The organism is Candidatus Pantoea formicae, from assembly GCF_011752625.1.
Taxonomy (GTDB): Bacteria; Pseudomonadota; Gammaproteobacteria; order Enterobacterales; family Enterobacteriaceae; genus Pantoea; species Pantoea formicae.
In genome coordinates, this window is the sequence record NZ_VWXD01000006.1 from 52304 (window position 1) to 67621 (window position 15318).

The 15318-nt window shown below is 55.5% G+C and carries 12 protein-coding genes; 1 reads left to right on the top strand and 11 read right to left on the bottom strand.

Features of this window, described 5'->3' with window-relative positions; all coding sequences use genetic code 11:
* Window positions 1–89 precede the first annotated feature (89 nt).
* The 8 genes from deoA to F3J38_RS17680 form a co-directional block, all read right to left on the bottom strand.
* On the bottom strand, window positions 90–1412 hold the full coding sequence (deoA, locus tag F3J38_RS17645; protein ID WP_167140602.1) for a thymidine phosphorylase: 1323 nt from the start codon (window positions 1410–1412) through the stop codon (window positions 90–92).
* A gap of 79 nt (window positions 1413–1491) precedes the next feature.
* The gene (gene deoC / locus F3J38_RS17650) at window positions 1492–2271 is read right to left on the bottom strand and encodes a deoxyribose-phosphate aldolase (RefSeq protein WP_084934800.1); all 780 of its coding nucleotides are present in this window, start codon (window positions 2269–2271) and stop codon (window positions 1492–1494) included.
* Window positions 2272–2561: 290 nt separating this feature from the next.
* Entirely contained in the window at window positions 2562–3338 is a 777-nt protein-coding gene (locus F3J38_RS17655; RefSeq protein ID WP_167140604.1) for a TatD family hydrolase, read from the bottom strand.
* The gene (locus tag F3J38_RS17660; protein WP_167140606.1) at window positions 3335–4378 is read right to left on the bottom strand and encodes a patatin-like phospholipase family protein; all 1044 of its coding nucleotides are present in this window, start codon (window positions 4376–4378) and stop codon (window positions 3335–3337) included. The genes F3J38_RS17655 and F3J38_RS17660 overlap by 4 nt, the downstream gene beginning before the upstream one ends.
* 179 nt (window positions 4379–4557) lie before the next feature.
* Complete coding sequence (locus F3J38_RS17665; RefSeq protein WP_007893192.1) at window positions 4558–4719, bottom strand: DUF1328 domain-containing protein; 162 nt, start codon at window positions 4717–4719, stop codon at window positions 4558–4560.
* Window positions 4720–4815: 96 nt separating this feature from the next.
* Window positions 4816–5403, bottom strand: coding sequence for a molecular chaperone OsmY (gene osmY, locus F3J38_RS17670; RefSeq protein ID WP_167140608.1), 588 nt, complete (start codon window positions 5401–5403; stop codon window positions 4816–4818).
* 260 nt (window positions 5404–5663) lie between these two features.
* Complete coding sequence (gene prfC / locus F3J38_RS17675) at window positions 5664–7253, bottom strand: peptide chain release factor 3 (RefSeq protein WP_167140609.1); 1590 nt, start codon at window positions 7251–7253, stop codon at window positions 5664–5666.
* A 301-nt stretch (window positions 7254–7554) separates the two neighbouring features.
* Window positions 7555–8658, bottom strand: a complete 1104-nt coding sequence (locus F3J38_RS17680; RefSeq protein WP_167140611.1) for a M20 peptidase aminoacylase family protein — start codon at window positions 8656–8658, stop codon at window positions 7555–7557.
* A gap of 238 nt (window positions 8659–8896) precedes the next feature.
* Between F3J38_RS17680 and ftnA the strand changes: the two genes are divergently transcribed.
* Entirely contained in the window at window positions 8897–9406 is a 510-nt protein-coding gene (gene ftnA, locus F3J38_RS17685) for a non-heme ferritin (RefSeq protein WP_038644750.1), read from the top strand.
* A gap of 52 nt (window positions 9407–9458) precedes the next feature.
* Here ftnA and F3J38_RS17690 read toward each other — a convergent pair whose 3' ends face one another.
* From F3J38_RS17690 to F3J38_RS17700, 3 genes are all read right to left on the bottom strand, one after another.
* Window positions 9459–12302 carry a sensor domain-containing protein gene (locus tag F3J38_RS17690; protein ID WP_167140613.1) on the bottom strand — a complete coding sequence of 948 codons (2844 nt, stop codon included), beginning with the start codon at window positions 12300–12302 and terminating at the stop codon, window positions 9459–9461.
* Between the two features lie 165 nt (window positions 12303–12467).
* Complete coding sequence (locus tag F3J38_RS17695; RefSeq protein ID WP_167140615.1) at window positions 12468–13586, bottom strand: MBL fold metallo-hydrolase; 1119 nt, start codon at window positions 13584–13586, stop codon at window positions 12468–12470.
* Complete coding sequence (locus tag F3J38_RS17700) at window positions 13574–15316, bottom strand: ABC transporter permease (RefSeq protein ID WP_167140617.1); 1743 nt, start codon at window positions 15314–15316, stop codon at window positions 13574–13576. Before F3J38_RS17700 ends, F3J38_RS17695 begins: the two co-directional genes overlap by 13 nt.
* Window positions 15317–15318 lie beyond the last annotated feature (2 nt).

Below are 15318 nucleotides of genomic sequence, written 5' to 3' on the forward strand. Positions count from 1 at the left end.
AAGTCTCCTGCGCAACGGCGCGATGACAAGTCAAAAAAAAGCGATCAGATCAGTATACCCGAACGGCCGCTGCCTGGCACGAAGAAGCGTTACTCGCTGACGCGGCGATACACCACCGGTGTTTGCGCAGGCGCGCTGTCACTTAGCGTGATGGCGGCTTTAACTGCTTCTGCGGCCTGCTGCCATTGCGCTTCTGACGCGGCATGAATCACCGCCAGCGGACGCTGCGCATCAATCTGCGTACCGAGCGTGGTCATGTCACTCAAGCCCACGCTGTAATCAATGCTGTCGCTGGCGCGCTGGCGTCCGCCACCCAGTGCCACCACTGCCATGCCCAGCGCGCGCGTATCCATGGCACTGACGATGCCAGAACGATCGGCGTACACCGCTTTGCTCAGCGTTGGTGCGGGCAGATAGCTGTCCATGCGCTCGATGAAATCGACCGGGCCATTCTGTGCCGCCACCATGCGCGCGAAGACCTCCGCCGCTTTGCCGTTATCCAGTACGTTTTGCAGTTTCTGACGCGCTTCGGCATCGTTTTCTGCCAGCTTGCCGGAGATCAGCATTTCCGAACACAGCGCCATGGTCACTTCCAGCAGGCGTGGATTACGCGCCTCACCGGTCAGGAACTGCACCGCTTCACGTACTTCCAGTGCGTTACCGGCGGTGGATGCCAGCACCTGATTCATGTCGGTGAGCAGCGCGGTGGTTTTGCAGCCTGCGCCGTTCGCCACGCCAACAATCGCCTGCGCCAGGTTTTCTGAGGCTTCGAAGGTGGGCATAAAAGCACCAGAACCGACTTTTACATCCATCACCAGTGCATCCAATCCTTCCGCCAGTTTCTTGGCAAGGATCGAGGCGGTGATCAGCGGGATCGAGTCAACGGTGGCAGTGATGTCACGCGTGGCGTAGAAACGCTTGTCAGCAGGTGCCAGCGAGTTGGTCTGGCCGATAATGGCGATACCGACATCTTTAATGATCTGACGGAAGCGGTCGTCGCTTGGGAAGATATCGAACCCAGGAATGGCTTCCAGTTTATCCAGCGTGCCGCCGGTATGGCCGAGGCCGCGCCCGGAGATCATCGGCACATACCCACCGCAGGCGGCGACCATCGGGCCGAGCATCAGCGAAGTCACATCGCCCACGCCACCCGTCGAGTGTTTGTCCACAATCGGGCCGTTGAGGTTCAGCGACTGCCAGTTGAGCACGGTGCCGGAATCACGCATCGCCATGGTCAGCGCAACACGTTCATCCAGGTTCATATCGTGGAAATAGATGGTCATTGCCAGCGCGGCAATCTGACCTTCTGACACGCTGTTGTCGCGCACACCATTGATGAAGAAGCGGATTTCCGCTTCGCTCAGTGGCAGGCCGTCGCGTTTTTTTCGAATAATTTCTTGTGGCAGGAACAAGGTTGCCTCCCCGGGAGATTGCTGTGAAATGCACCAAACATTCGTTGGGTCGCCATTGATGGCGACCCTGAGGCTGGAATCAATAGCCCGCTTTGCTGGTCGCAGTGGCGTGGCCCAGCGTATTCAGCAGGCTGGCCAGCAGGCTTGATGCACCAAAGCGGAAGTGACGCGCATCGGCCCAGCCTTCGCCCAGAATGTCATCCGCCAGCTTCAGATAGATCGCCGCGTCTTCAGCCGTACGTACGCCGCCCGCAGGCTTAAAGCCCACCTGTTGCTGTACGCCTTTATCGTGAATCACCTGCATCATGATCGCCGCCACTTCTGGCGTCGCGTTCACCGGTACTTTACCGGTCGAGGTTTTGATGAAGTCGGCACCGGCATCAATCGCGATTTCAGAAGCGGCGCGGATCAGGGCTTCTTCTTTCAGCTCACCGGTTTCAATGATCACTTTCAGCAGAACATTAGCCGCAGCGCAGGCTTCTTTACAGGCTTTCACCAGCTCAAAGCCGATGTCGCGGTTGCCAGCAATCAGTGCGCGGTACGGGAACACCACGTCAACTTCATCAGCACCGTAAGCAATTGCCGCACGGGTTTCTGCCAGCGCGATCTCAACGTCATCGTTGCCGTGCGGGAAGTTGGTGACGGTCGCAATCTGAATGTCTGGCGTGCCCTGCTCGCGCAGTGCTTTACGCGCTGCCGGGATGAAACGTGGGTAGATGCAGATGGCAGCCGTATTGCCCGCTGGCGATTTCGCCTGGCGGCACAGTGCGATCACCTTCTCATCGGTGTCATCTTCATTCAGGGTGGTTAAATCCATCAGTTGCAGGGCGCGTTGTGCGGCAGCTTTAAGATCGGTCATGATGTTCTCCAAAAGGTAACCGGCAGGCCATGCCACCGGACAATGTGATAATTCTAACAATCCTTACGCGATAAAATTGGATCATCCGTCACACGATGAAAGAAAACTCGTCATGTAAATACAGTATTTTAGTGATATTTATCACATATAAACCCTGTTAAACCCGTTTCATCCGCAATGATGTTTGTGAATATTATCACAATAAATGGCGAAGAAGTGTATCAACGATGTTATTACTGTAGTCAGTTCGGACCACAGCAGTGGAAAATCCAGAATCTGTCGGGAGGGACTCAGGCAGGTAGCGCGAACAGACTCAGGCTGTTATGCCAAAGTGCATCGGCAATGATTTCAGGCGGTTCGTTGCGTATCTGGCATAACACATCAAACACGTTGCGTGCTCGTTCTGGGCGATTAGGCTGGCCCTGAAAACCTTGTAACGGCATATCTGGCGCATCGGTTTCCAGTAACAACGATGCCAGCGGCAAATTGGCGATGGTGTTGCGGGTTTTGCTGGCGCGTTCATAGGTGATGGTGCCGCCGACACCAATCGCATAACCGAGTTGGATAAAGCGTTCAGCCTGCTGTTGGCTTCCGGCAAAACCGTGCACCACGCCTCGGCGCGCTAAGTTGTGGCGGCGCAGGTGCATTGCCAACTGATCGTGCGTACGCCGCGAATGCAGGATAACAGGCAAATCATACTGCTTCGCCAGCTTCAACTGCGCATCCAGCAAGCGTGTCTGTTTACCAAACTGCGCATCATTCATATAGAGATCGAGGCCGATCTCGCCGATCGCCACTCGTTTCGGATCCGGCGTTTGCAGCCAGCCCTCCAGATCCCCTAAATGTGCATCGTTATGCTCAGCGATATTGATCGGATGCAAACCCAGCGCGGCATACAGCGCATCATGCTGCTGTGCTAGTTGGCTGACGCGTTCGAATCGGCTGGCGTCCACGCTCGGGACAATAATGCGTTCAACACCTGACTGCGCTGCCAGCGCGATGCTGCCGGCTGCGTCATCGACAAACGGTGGGAAATCGAAATGGCAGTGGGTGTCGATAAATCTCATGCCAGCGATCCTGCATCAAAGTCCGCATCGTTATCCGCCAGCAGCGGCGTATGTACTGGGCGATTGTCTGGCGCATTGGCGACCGCCGCCGGCGGTGTCACACGCAACAATGGCTCGGCGTCACTCAGCCATTGGCCAAGCGTGGCGAGGAAATAGCGACCGCTACGGCGCCCTAGATGGTAATCCTGATTGAGCGAAGCCAATCGGCTGCCCAGCGCCATACTCGCCAGCGGTTTCGGCGGATAAATTTCAATGATGCGCAGATCGTCCGGCGGCTGATCGATGAACTGCTGAATTTCCCGGTAGCTCTCTTCGTGATGATGCAGAATATTGATCATCGGCTGGAGTGCGCTGTCACCCAGCCAGCGTTCCATTCGCTTGAACCACTTGGGTGTATATGACATCTGCGAAGGCACGGTGCGGATCACCACAATGGTATCTGCGCCACGCCGTGCCGCTTCGCGTACCGGGATGGCGTCACTGATGCCGCCATCCAAATAGCTGACGCCGTTCATCTCCACACCGCTGCGGTAGAAGCCCGGAATAGCGCTGGAAGCTTTGATGATGTCATGCCAGGTGGCATTAGTGGGATTGAAATACTCGGCCGAGTAATCGTCGCCGCGACAGGCGCACATATAAAACTCACTGCCCTTAGCAAACAATCCTTCAGCCGTATTGAGGGCCAACGGGAACTCTTGTTTGGTGATATCTACCAGCCAGTCAAGATCGATCAGATGACCACCACGTACGAAGCGCAGCGGATCAAAAAACAGTTTGCTGGTGGTATAGCGCGTAATCACACGGCGCGCATAGCCAGGCTGCGAGCAAACAAAAGCCGAGAGGTTTTGTGCCCCTGCCGAGGTGCCTAACATCAGTTGAAAGGGATTAAAGCCAGCGCGTTGAAACTCATCAAGCACGCCTGCGGTGAAGATACCGCGTTGACCGCCGCCTTCACAAACCAAGGCGATTTTATTGGATTTAAATGGGGTGAGCGCTAAAGGCTCAAAGGTGTCCAGCGACACCGGGATGCGTATTCCCAATGGATGTCCCTCAGTTTTCCTGCTCTGAGGGAGCCGCCGTTAGCAGCATCCCGGAGAACCAGTCATTGTCTTTCCCTGACCCATTGCTTCATGCAATTGGCGCGGCTGACTATTATGCCGCAAATGACGGTTCTCCGCTTTAAGTGACTCGCGGGTTAGCGTTGTGTTAACGCAATCGGTCAGGGTCGTTTACGCCCGGTAAACAGGCTTACGAGGAACAGAATAATACCGACGATGAAGACAATTTTAGCTGCCCATGCTGCCGTACCCGCCAGACCGCCGAAACCTAATGCTGCAGCAATCAGAGCGATGACCAGAAAGATAATACCCCAACGAAACATAAGCCTCTCCTTTACCATAGTGAAAATCGAACTGCTTATTCATACATCACTGTTTTTATTACGAAACAGCATCAAGGTGATGCCGAACCGCTCGCGTTAAGATTTCACCTTCAGGTCATTCTTCACGCTTTTCACGCCTTCAATGGCTTTGGCGATTTTCTCAGCACGATCAGACTGTGCCTGAGTCGCCACGTTCCCTGATAACTGCACCACGCCGTCGTTGGTTTCCACCTTCACGTTGCGCGATGGCACAATGTCATCTGCTAAAAGCTTAGCTTTGATTTCACTGGTGGTTGCGGTATCACCCGCATAACCTTTCAATGTTGTCTCTTTGCTGTCTTTCACGTGTAGCTTGTCACTGACGGATTTCACACCCTCAACTTTTTGCACCAGCGCCACGGCTTTTTCCGCCTGGTCCTGTGAAGCGACAAAGCCGCTCAGCGTGACCACGCCCTGATGGGTTTTTACTGAGATATCCGTACTTTTAATCGCTTCATCATCCACCAGCGCTGCTTTGGCTTTGGCGGTGATGCCGCTGTCATCCATAAAACCATCGACTTTTTTCATAGAACTATCGATTTTGGAACCCGTGCTACTGGTATCCGCAGCCAACGCCGCACCACTCAGCAGGACCGAACTGGCGAGTGCAGCAATCAGGGTTTTGGCAATCTTAGTCTTATTCATCGATATCATCCTTCTATCAGTTAACTCACTCGCAACTGCGAATGCGTCAGCAACAAACGGCGTTGCTGCGTTGATTGGACGTAATGAAACCTAAAGGTCTCTTTTCTCGTCCGACAGGATAATCATAGTAGGGATTACAGGTTTTGCTGGCTTTTGTGGTTGATATCTCGCCAAAAAGCGATAAACGTAGCGTAAATAGGAGGAGTCTGTAGGAGAAAAACAGGGCCAGTGAAAACCACTGGCCCAGCTGTGAGGCGTGATTAATGCTCGCGCGTTTTGCGGAACGTCACATCAGGATAGCGTTCCTGAGTGATGTTGAGGTTAACCATGGTGGGGGCGATATAAGTGAGGTTATCACCGCCATCCAGCGCCAGGTTTACTTCGTTTTTGCGTTGGAAATCGTCAAATTTCTTCGCATCGCTGCATTCAACCCAGCGGGCAGTGGCGACGTTAATGGCTTCATAAATCGCTTCAACGTTGTATTCGCTTTTCAGGCGCGCCACAACCACTTCAAACTGCAGCACACCGACCGCACCGACGATCAGATCGTTGTTGTTTACCGGACGGAACACCTGTACTGCGCCCTCTTCCGACAGCTGAACCAGCCCTTTCAGCAGCTGTTTCTGCTTCAGCGGATCGCGCAGACGGATACGGCGGAACAGCTCCGGGGCGAAGTTCGGAATACCGGTGAACTTCATGTTCTCACCTTGGGTAAAGGTGTCGCCTATCTGGATGGTGCCGTGGTTATGCAGGCCAATGATATCGCCGGGGAAGGCTTCTTCCACGTGAGAACGGTCGCCGGCCATAAAGGTCAACGCATCCGAAATCACCACGTCTTTACCGGTACGCACCTGGCGCAGCTTCATGCCCTTCTCATACTTGCCGGAAACCACACGCATGAAAGCAACACGGTCACGGTGTTTTGGATCCATATTCGCCTGGATCTTAAACACGAAGCCGCTGAATTTCTCTTCGCTGGATTCCACCAAACGCGCATCGGTTTTACGCGGCATTGGCGTTGGCGCCCATGCCACTAAACCGTCGAGCATATGGTCAACACCAAAGTTGCCCAATGCGGTGCCGAAGAACACCGGGGTGATCTCGCCGCTCAGGAATAGCTCCTGATCGAACTCATGGGACGCGCCCTGCACCAGTTCCAGCTCATCACGCAGCTGCTGTGCCAGGTCTTCACCGACCGCGGCGTCGAGATCCGGGTTCGCCAGACCTTTAACGATGCGCACATCCTGAATGGTGTGGCCCTTACCGGTTTGATACAGGTAAGTTTCATCTTTGTAGAGGTGATACACGCCCTTGAACAGCTTACCGCAGCCGATTGGCCAGGTGATTGGCGCACAGGCGATCTTCAGCTCGCTTTCAACCTCATCCAGCAGCTCCATCGGATCGCGGATGTCACGGTCAAGTTTGTTCATAAAGGTGATGATCGGCGTATCGCGCAGACGGGTGACTTCCATCAGCTTGCGGGTACGATCTTCAACACCTTTCGCGGCGTCGATGACCATCAAACAGCAGTCAACCGCCGTCAGGGTACGGTAGGTATCTTCGGAGAAGTCTTCGTGTCCCGGGGTATCCAGCAGGTTCACCAGACTGTCGCGATACGGGAACTGCATCACCGAGGTGGTGATGGAGATACCACGTTGTTTCTCCATCTCCATCCAGTCGGATTTTGCATGCTGGCTGGAGCCGCGGCCTTTGACGGTACCGGCGGTTTGGATCGCCTGTCCGAACAGCAGCACTTTTTCGGTAATGGTGGTCTTACCGGCATCCGGGTGCGAGATGATCGCAAACGTACGGCGGCGCGCCACTTCATCTAAAAAGGAAGCAATAGACATGTGTGAATTCTTCTTCAAGGGCAGCACGCGGGCGGCGCGCTGCGAATAAATCGTTCCGGGCAAAGCCGGGGGATAACGGAACCAATGGTGACGCAGTGGCGTCAGTTCACAGCATGATGTGCGCGATCTACATTGGCGGCAGTCCGGTTATCCAGTGAGCGTTGAGGCGGCATAGCATACAATATTTCGGCAGACGGGGAAATCGTGGGATTGATTGAACGCCAAGGGCGTTTTGGTGCCAGCCGGGAGAGGTGTATAGGCGCCAAGGGGCATCCATGCCGCCTTGGCAAAGTGAAGGCCGTTAGCCCAACACGCGAACCACTGCTGCCTTAAAGATCTTCACCCCGATCTCCAGCGAACTCAGTTCAAAACGCATATCCGGATGATGCAGGCCCGGCACCAGATTCGTCCCTAAACCCCAAAAACCGGCTTTTACCTGCGGTTTTTTCACCGGATAGTAGAAGAAATCTTCACTACCTGGCGTGGTCTTGGTCTCCAGCAGCCCTTCTTCGCCCAGCACATCGACAATCGCTGCACGGATCACCGCCGTGGCTTCATCATGAATCTCTGCCGCAGGCATCTCTTTCAGTACCACCACTTCCGCCGTTGCGCCCAAGGCCGCCACGCTGTGCTGGATCGCCTGAGTGACTTTTTCCTTAAGCACATCCATTGGCCCGTTCTCCTGCGAACGCAGATCCCAGACCACACGAGCCTCATCCGGCACCGAATTGGTCACACCGGCATCGCACAGGAAACGCGTCGCTTTCACGCTCCAGGTTAAACCCGGTGCGAGATGGATACTGTTCACCGCCTGTACCGCTTGCACCGCAGCATCCAACGCGTTCACACCCAAATGCGGACGCGCGGCATGGGCTGGCACACCTTTAATCGTCGCTTCCAACGTGCTGCACGCCGAATAGAGCACCGCTGGCGTGGCTTGCCCGACATGGCACTCTTCCAGTGGACGCACATGGAAGCCGAGGATCATCTCGACATCATCCAGCGCGCCGCCTTCAATCATTGACAGCGCACCCGCCCCCAACTCTTCAGCTGGCTGGAATAACAGCTTAAGTTTGCCGCGCTTGATCGCACCCTCTTTCAGCAACTCCTGCGCTGCCGTCAGCACCACCGAAGAGTGCCCATCATGGCCGCAGGTATGGCGCGCACAGGCGACGCCGTTAATGATATGACCAAGTGCATCCATATCCGCACGCAGCGCCAGTACCGGCCCCGGCACGCCGCTGTCAATTTCCGCCACAATGCCGGTGGTGTTGTTAATGCCGCGCGTCACTTTGATGCCAGCCTGCTCAAGCTGGTCAGCGATATAGGCGGAAGTTTTGAATTCTTCGAATCCCAGTTCCGGGATTTCATGCAGGTAATGGTAATGATCTAATACGTTCGACACCGCTAAGCTCCTGACAAGTAAAGGCTCGCTCCAGCATCCACCGATGCGCGACTATAATCAATCCAGCTTGAATGAAAATGAGTCAAAACTGAGAATTCTTCGCATTCAATAAATGGAATAATTCCATTTACAATCAATAAGATAATTTCAACTTTTTAACGAAAAAGCCTTCACAAAAAAGTATAGATTGATGCATAATTCACCGTACTTCACCTGACAAATTAAAAAGGAATCAGCCATGTTAACTGCTGAAATGACCTCCCGCCTGAACGATCAACTGAACCTGGAATTCTTCTCTGCCAACCTGTACCTGCAGATGAGCGCATGGTGCAGCGACAAAGGTTTTGAAGGTGCCGCTTCATTCCTGAAAATGCACTCTCGCGAAGAGATGGAACATATGCAGCGCCTGTTCGATTACGTCAGCGATGCCGGATCTCTGCCGGTGCTGGGCAGCATTGCCGCCCCTGCCGTGAGCTGGAATTCACTGAATGACGTGCTGGAAGAAGCGCTGAAGCATGAGCAGCTGATTACCCAGCGCATCAACGACCTGGTGCACACGGCACTGATGTCGCAGGATTACTCGACGTTCAACTTCCTGCAGTGGTATGTGGCTGAGCAGCACGAAGAAGAGAAGCTGTTCAAAACCGTACTGGATAAACTGGCACTGGTGGGCAATAAAGGCGAAGGCCTGTTCCTGGTGGATAAAGACCTGGGACGTATGAACGTCGAAGGCCACGGCCAGTCATAACAAAGATTACACACAGCAAAAAACACAACGCCCGGCATTGCCGGGCGTTTTTTTATTCCAACGTTTTCAAACGCAGCTCGGAAGGCTGTGGGCGACCAAAGAAATAGCCCTGGAACAACGTACACCCCTCATCACGCAGTTTGGCGAACTGCTCACTATTTTCCACACCCTCAGCGGTGATCTGAATATCCAGACTGCGGCTCATACCGGTGATCGCCCGGATAATCGCCATGGCTTCACGGCTGTCACCCATATCGTTAATAAACGACTTGTCGATTTTGATCTTGTCGAACGGGAAGGAGCGCAGATAACTGAGCGACGAATAGCCGGTGCCGAAATCATCCAAAGCAATCTGTACGCCGAGCGTCTTCAGGCTTTGCAAGGTGCGGATATTGCCCAGCGTATCGTCAAGCAGTACCGATTCGGTGATCTCGACTTCGAGGCGATGCGGTGCCAATCCTGACTCACGCAGCGCGCCTTCCACCACTGAGACCAGTGAGCTGTTCTTAAACTGCAACGGTGACAGGTTGACGGACACCGATTGCTCCGTGCCCCAGCTCTGTGCCTCGCGACAGGCTTCATACAAGGCATAGGCACCGAGCATATGAATCAGCCCGGTCTCTTCGGCAATCGGGATGAAGTCATTCGGCATGATCAATCCCTTGATCGGATGGTGCCAGCGCATCAACGCTTCGTAGCCAATAATGCCTTCTTCGTTGGTGATCGGCTGATAGTAGAGTTTCAACTGACGGCCAGTAATCGCGTCACGCAGATCGTTCTCAATCACACGGCGACTACGCGCCACGTCATCCATCTCCAGCGTGAAGTGTTCAAAGCGATTACGCCCATTACGCTTGGCCTCGTACAGCGCCATATCAGCACAGCGCAGCATATGCTCCGGCGTGTTAGTAGCCTGCGAGGTTAACGCGATCCCGACACTGAGCCCCACAGAGAGATTGTGCCCCTCCACGTTGATCGGCGGTCGAATCGCCTCGATCAAGCGTTGTGCCACCACTGCCGCTTCTTGGGCATTGTTGATACTGGGCAGCACAATGGCAAACTCATCTCCACCAATACGTGCCAGCGTGTCCTGATCGCGCAGCGCAGTGCGCAGGCGTTTCGCCACCACTCGCAGTAGATCATCACCAATCTGATGCCCCAGCGCGTCGTTAACGTTTTTGAAGTTATCGAGATCGAGGCACAAGGTGGCACTCAGCGAGTTGCGCTGATTATCCACCCGCAGCGCTTCGCTCAGCTTCTGTCGGAACAGAATACGGTTAGGCAGGCTGGTGAGATTATCGTGATGCGCCATATGATGGATACGCGCGTCAGCTTCACGCTGATCGGTCACGTCCTCCACAATCAGCATCACGTAATTCTGCCGCATATCTTTACCGCTGATGGTGGTGGCGCGGGTATGCAGAATACGCTCTCCGGCAGCGGTCAGCAGCAGCTGCTCACGCGAATGAAGACCTTCGCTGCGCAGCGCGATATCCGCCAGGCTGTTGAAATAGTCGCTTAGCTCCGCAGACATACATTCGTGCGGGCGTTTGTGCATAATCAGCGACTTACTGACGCCAAACAGCTGCTCCGCTTTGTCATTCACCATCAGAATTTCGCGGCTGATGGCATCTTCAACAATCACGCATGACGGGATGCTGGAGATGATGGTGTCGAGGAAGGTGGAAAGCTCCGACATTTTTACGTTTTGCGCCTGCGCCAAATCCCGCGCTCGCAGCAGTTGCTGCTCATTCTCACGGCGTTCAGTGACATCACGGGTGATTTTGGCAAAGCCAATCATCTTACCCTCTTCGTCATGAATCGCGTCGATCACCACATGCGCCCAAAACGCCGAACCATCTTTGCGATAGCGCCAGCCTTCATCCTCGAAGCGACCGGTTTTCAACGCAATGCCGAGGTTAGCTTCCGGCGTATTGGCGTTACGCTCCTGTGCACCATAGAACACGGAGAAGTGTTGCCCGACGATCTCTTCAGACAGATAGCCTTTGGCGCGCTGTGCGCCGGCATTCCAGTTCACCACCCGGCCCTGTACGTCCAGCATGTAGATGGCGTAATCCGTAACGCCCTCCACCAGCAGACGGAAGGTTTTTTCATGTTCACGCTGTTTACGCTGCAACTCGCGCTGCTCGGTGCAGTCACGGGTAATTTTGGCGTAGCCAATCAACTTGCCAGAATCATCACGAATCGCATCAATGATGACATGTGCCCAAAACGCGCTGCCATCTTTACGGTAACGCCAGCCTTCGTCTTCAAAACGTCCGGTCTTGAAAGCGGTAGTGAGGTTCTTTTCTGGGATATGATTTTTGCGGTCTTGCGCGCTGTAGAAGCGCGAGAAGTGCTGGCCGACGATCTCCTCAGCCACATAGCCTTTGGCACGCTGTGCTCCGGCATTCCAGTTTTCGACGTTGCCGTCGAGATCAAGCATATAGATGGCGTAGTCCGTTACGCCTTCAACTAATAAACGGAAACGTTGCTCCTGTTCCTGCTGCTTGCGCTGCTGCTCCTGCTGGATAGTGCAGTCGCGGGTGATTTTGGCAAAGCCGAGCAGCTCGCCGAAGTCGTCGCGAATCGCATCGATCACCACATGCGCCCAGAAGGCGCTGCCATCTTTGCGATAACGCCAACCTTCCGTCTCGAAGCGCCCCACCGCTGTCGCTACAGAAAGCCCACGCTGCGGTGCGCCATTTTTCCGATCTTCTTCGCTATAAAACAGCGCGAAGTTTTTGCCGACGATTTCGTCCGGCGTGTAACCTTTGGCACGCTGTGCCCCAGCATTCCAGTTTGCTACGGTGCCATCGGGTTTGAGCATGTAAATGGCATAATCCACCACGCTCTGCACCAGTAGCCGGTACATGACGTCAGAGTTATTATTCATTGTTGTTCGCCTATTGCTGGCCTGGTATTGGTGCTTATTAAGAAAATTCTTAATCTCTGTGCAGACTTAAACGCAAAAGCGCTTGGCTTACAAGCGCTAATCGCCCACAGACAAAAGTTGGTAGTCAGGTTATCGGCAATGGCTAAAAAACATTCAGCGGGATACTCAAAATATTGTGCTGCGTTGACGCTGTTCCTGTGGGAAGCGCGGGCTGTCGAGATGGCATTGCAGAGGGATATGCGACTGCCAGCATAACGGCGCACTGGCGGCCAACTGCGGGCATTCACTGGCGGCGACAAATGCCGGGATAACACGCTGCGCGCCGGTTTTGCCAATCAACCATAACTGATCGTCCAGGGTGGGGTGCACGTTCCACGGCAGCCAACGCGCCTGCTGGGTGGCCAGCAAATCGGCCGCGTGTGTGCCCGGTGCTACATGGCTGCTGAAAATCAGGCGAAAACCGGGTTGACCACTGAGCTGTGCAGCTAACCCCTTATCGGCGACCGCATCAGCAGCCACAATCACACTGGAAGGCAACCATTGTTCCGGCTGCGGCTGCTTTAACAGGCGCACCAAGCCCAACGCCGTGGTGGCTGGCAACTTGTCCATCGCCAGCAACTGTGTCACTTCGCTGCGAATTTGTGGACACAGCTGCACCGCAAGCCCGCGCGCTACCAGCTGTAAAGCCACTTCCGGCCCGCGCCCGTGTTCTGGTACGGCGATCACGGCACCCTGGCTAGCGGCGATGGCTAACGCATCCATCTGTTCACTCAAACGTTGTGAGCGGTCACCGTAGGAGGCGTCAGTAATCAGCAGCTTCGCCTGCGGTGGACAGTCAAAGGGCAGCAGCAGCGCCTCGCGGCTCCAGTCCCCCATATAAGTGATACCGCCCGCCACGGGCAGGTGAAACCACACCGAACCGGGAGAATGACCACTGCGACCGGTGAACAGATTAAGCGGGCCAATGGCGCTCTCGCCGCGCAATGGCAGCAAACGACGCGCATACATTGGCACATCCACATTTCCCAGCTGCAGCCAGGTTTGTTCAGTGGCATACACCGGAGGCGAACCAATTTGCGCCCAGCAATCGAGTGAAGCGGCGTGATCAATATGCGAATGTGTCAGGCAGAGCGCATCAACGCGCCCGATAGCATCGATGTCGGGACGCACGCCAGGCTGTGGCCCCGCCCCCAAATCCAGTAATACGCGATAGCCTTCCATCTCCAGCAAAAATGCTGCGGGCAGTTTGCCGCCGACACCGCTGATCACCGTTACGCTTGCCATGGTAAAACCCCTTGCGGCAGTCGCCGCGCCAGCCGTGTTGCCAATCCCATCAGCAAACAAACGACCAGAATCATCAGGCAGCCTACCGCGGCCGCCAGCGAGGCGGAGCCCCCTTCGTCAAGGAACACGATGGTGGGTCCGATGGTCTGGGTTTGCGACGTCACCAACAATACCGAGACCTGGATTTCATTGAGTGCGGTGAGGAACACCAGCACCGTGCCAGCCAGCGCAGAAGGCGCCGCCAGCGGCAGTAAGATGTCACGCATGCGGCGGATAAAACCGGCCCCGCACAGTCGCGCGGCTTCGTCGAGTGCCGGCTCCAACTGGGCAAAACCTGCCAGCGTCGGTCGCAAGACCAGCGCCAGAAAATTGGCCAAATAGGCCGCCAGGATGATCCACACTGTGCCATACAGCGACACGTTGATGATCGGTAGCGGACGCAGGAAAAACAGTATCGCGGCGACACCGGTGACAATACCCGGAAGTGCATACGTCAGTTCACTGGCCAGCCACAGGCCGCGTACTAGCTTGGTGCGCCGCCAGCTGAGGAAATAGGCGAGAAACAGCGCGGTGGCGGTCAGGATGATCGCCGCCAGCGTGGTTAAGCCAAGGCTGGTCATAAACGCATGCCGCACCGCCGGATAACCCCACAGCGCGCTGCGGAAGTTCTCCAGTGTTAACGTTTGCCACGTCAGTGCCTGACCAAAACCACGGGTGAGCGCCGTCATCAACAGTGCGCTTACAGGCAGCAACAGCGTCAGCGCCATCCACAGCCAGGCAACACCTTCAATCGCGATACGTCCACGTCCTAGCGATTGTTGCCACAAGCGCGGCGCACCGTTGACGCGTACATCGTGGCGGCCGCCAAGCCAGGCGCTGGCCGCCATGCCCGCCAACGTGATCACCGCAATCAACAGCGCGTACACCGCGGTATTCGGCAACGCGCTGGGACCGATGCCGTTGAGCTGTTGATACACCAGTGTGATCAGCGTTGGTACACGTGCCGGAATGCCCAACATCGCCTGGATACCGAAATTACCGGCCGCAGCCACAAAGGTCAGCGCGGCTCCGGCAAAGATCGCGGGACGGGCCAGCGGCAGAATGATGGTGAACAACACGCGCATGCGTGAAGCCCCGCTCACTTGAGCAGCTTCTACCAAATCAGCGGGCAAACGACGTAAACCAGCACGCACGGTGAGAAACACCAGCGGTGCATTATGGGTGCCGAGCAACAGCACAATGCCGCTCAGCGAATAGAGTGGCTGCTCGCCAGGGGCAAACCACGGCAGTCCGAGTGCGCCAAACAACAGCGCCAGCGGACTAGAAGGCGCCAGCGCCTGTAACCAGGCGAGCGCCGTTACCTGCGGTGGGATCATCAGCGGCAAAATAAACGCGAATACCCAAGCGATTTTGGCGCGCAGATCGCTGAGTGCCACCAGCCAGGCGGCGGCTGTGCCGAGCAGCACGGAAATCAGCGTCGAGCTAAAGGCGATGAGCAAGGTGTTGCCACTGGCGATCAGTACGCGATCGCTGGCAATCAGGCGCGTCAAGCGTGCCAGGTCCGGCACGCCCTGCGGCGCAATCGCCGTCCACACCAGTCGCAGCAGTGGCGCGACCGACAGCAAGCCAATCAGTAGCACCATTAGCGCTAAGATCAGTTTCTCACTGTTGAGACGGAAACGTTGACCGCCGCGCGCCAGTTGGCGCCACTCGTTGCTCACCACGCTCATGC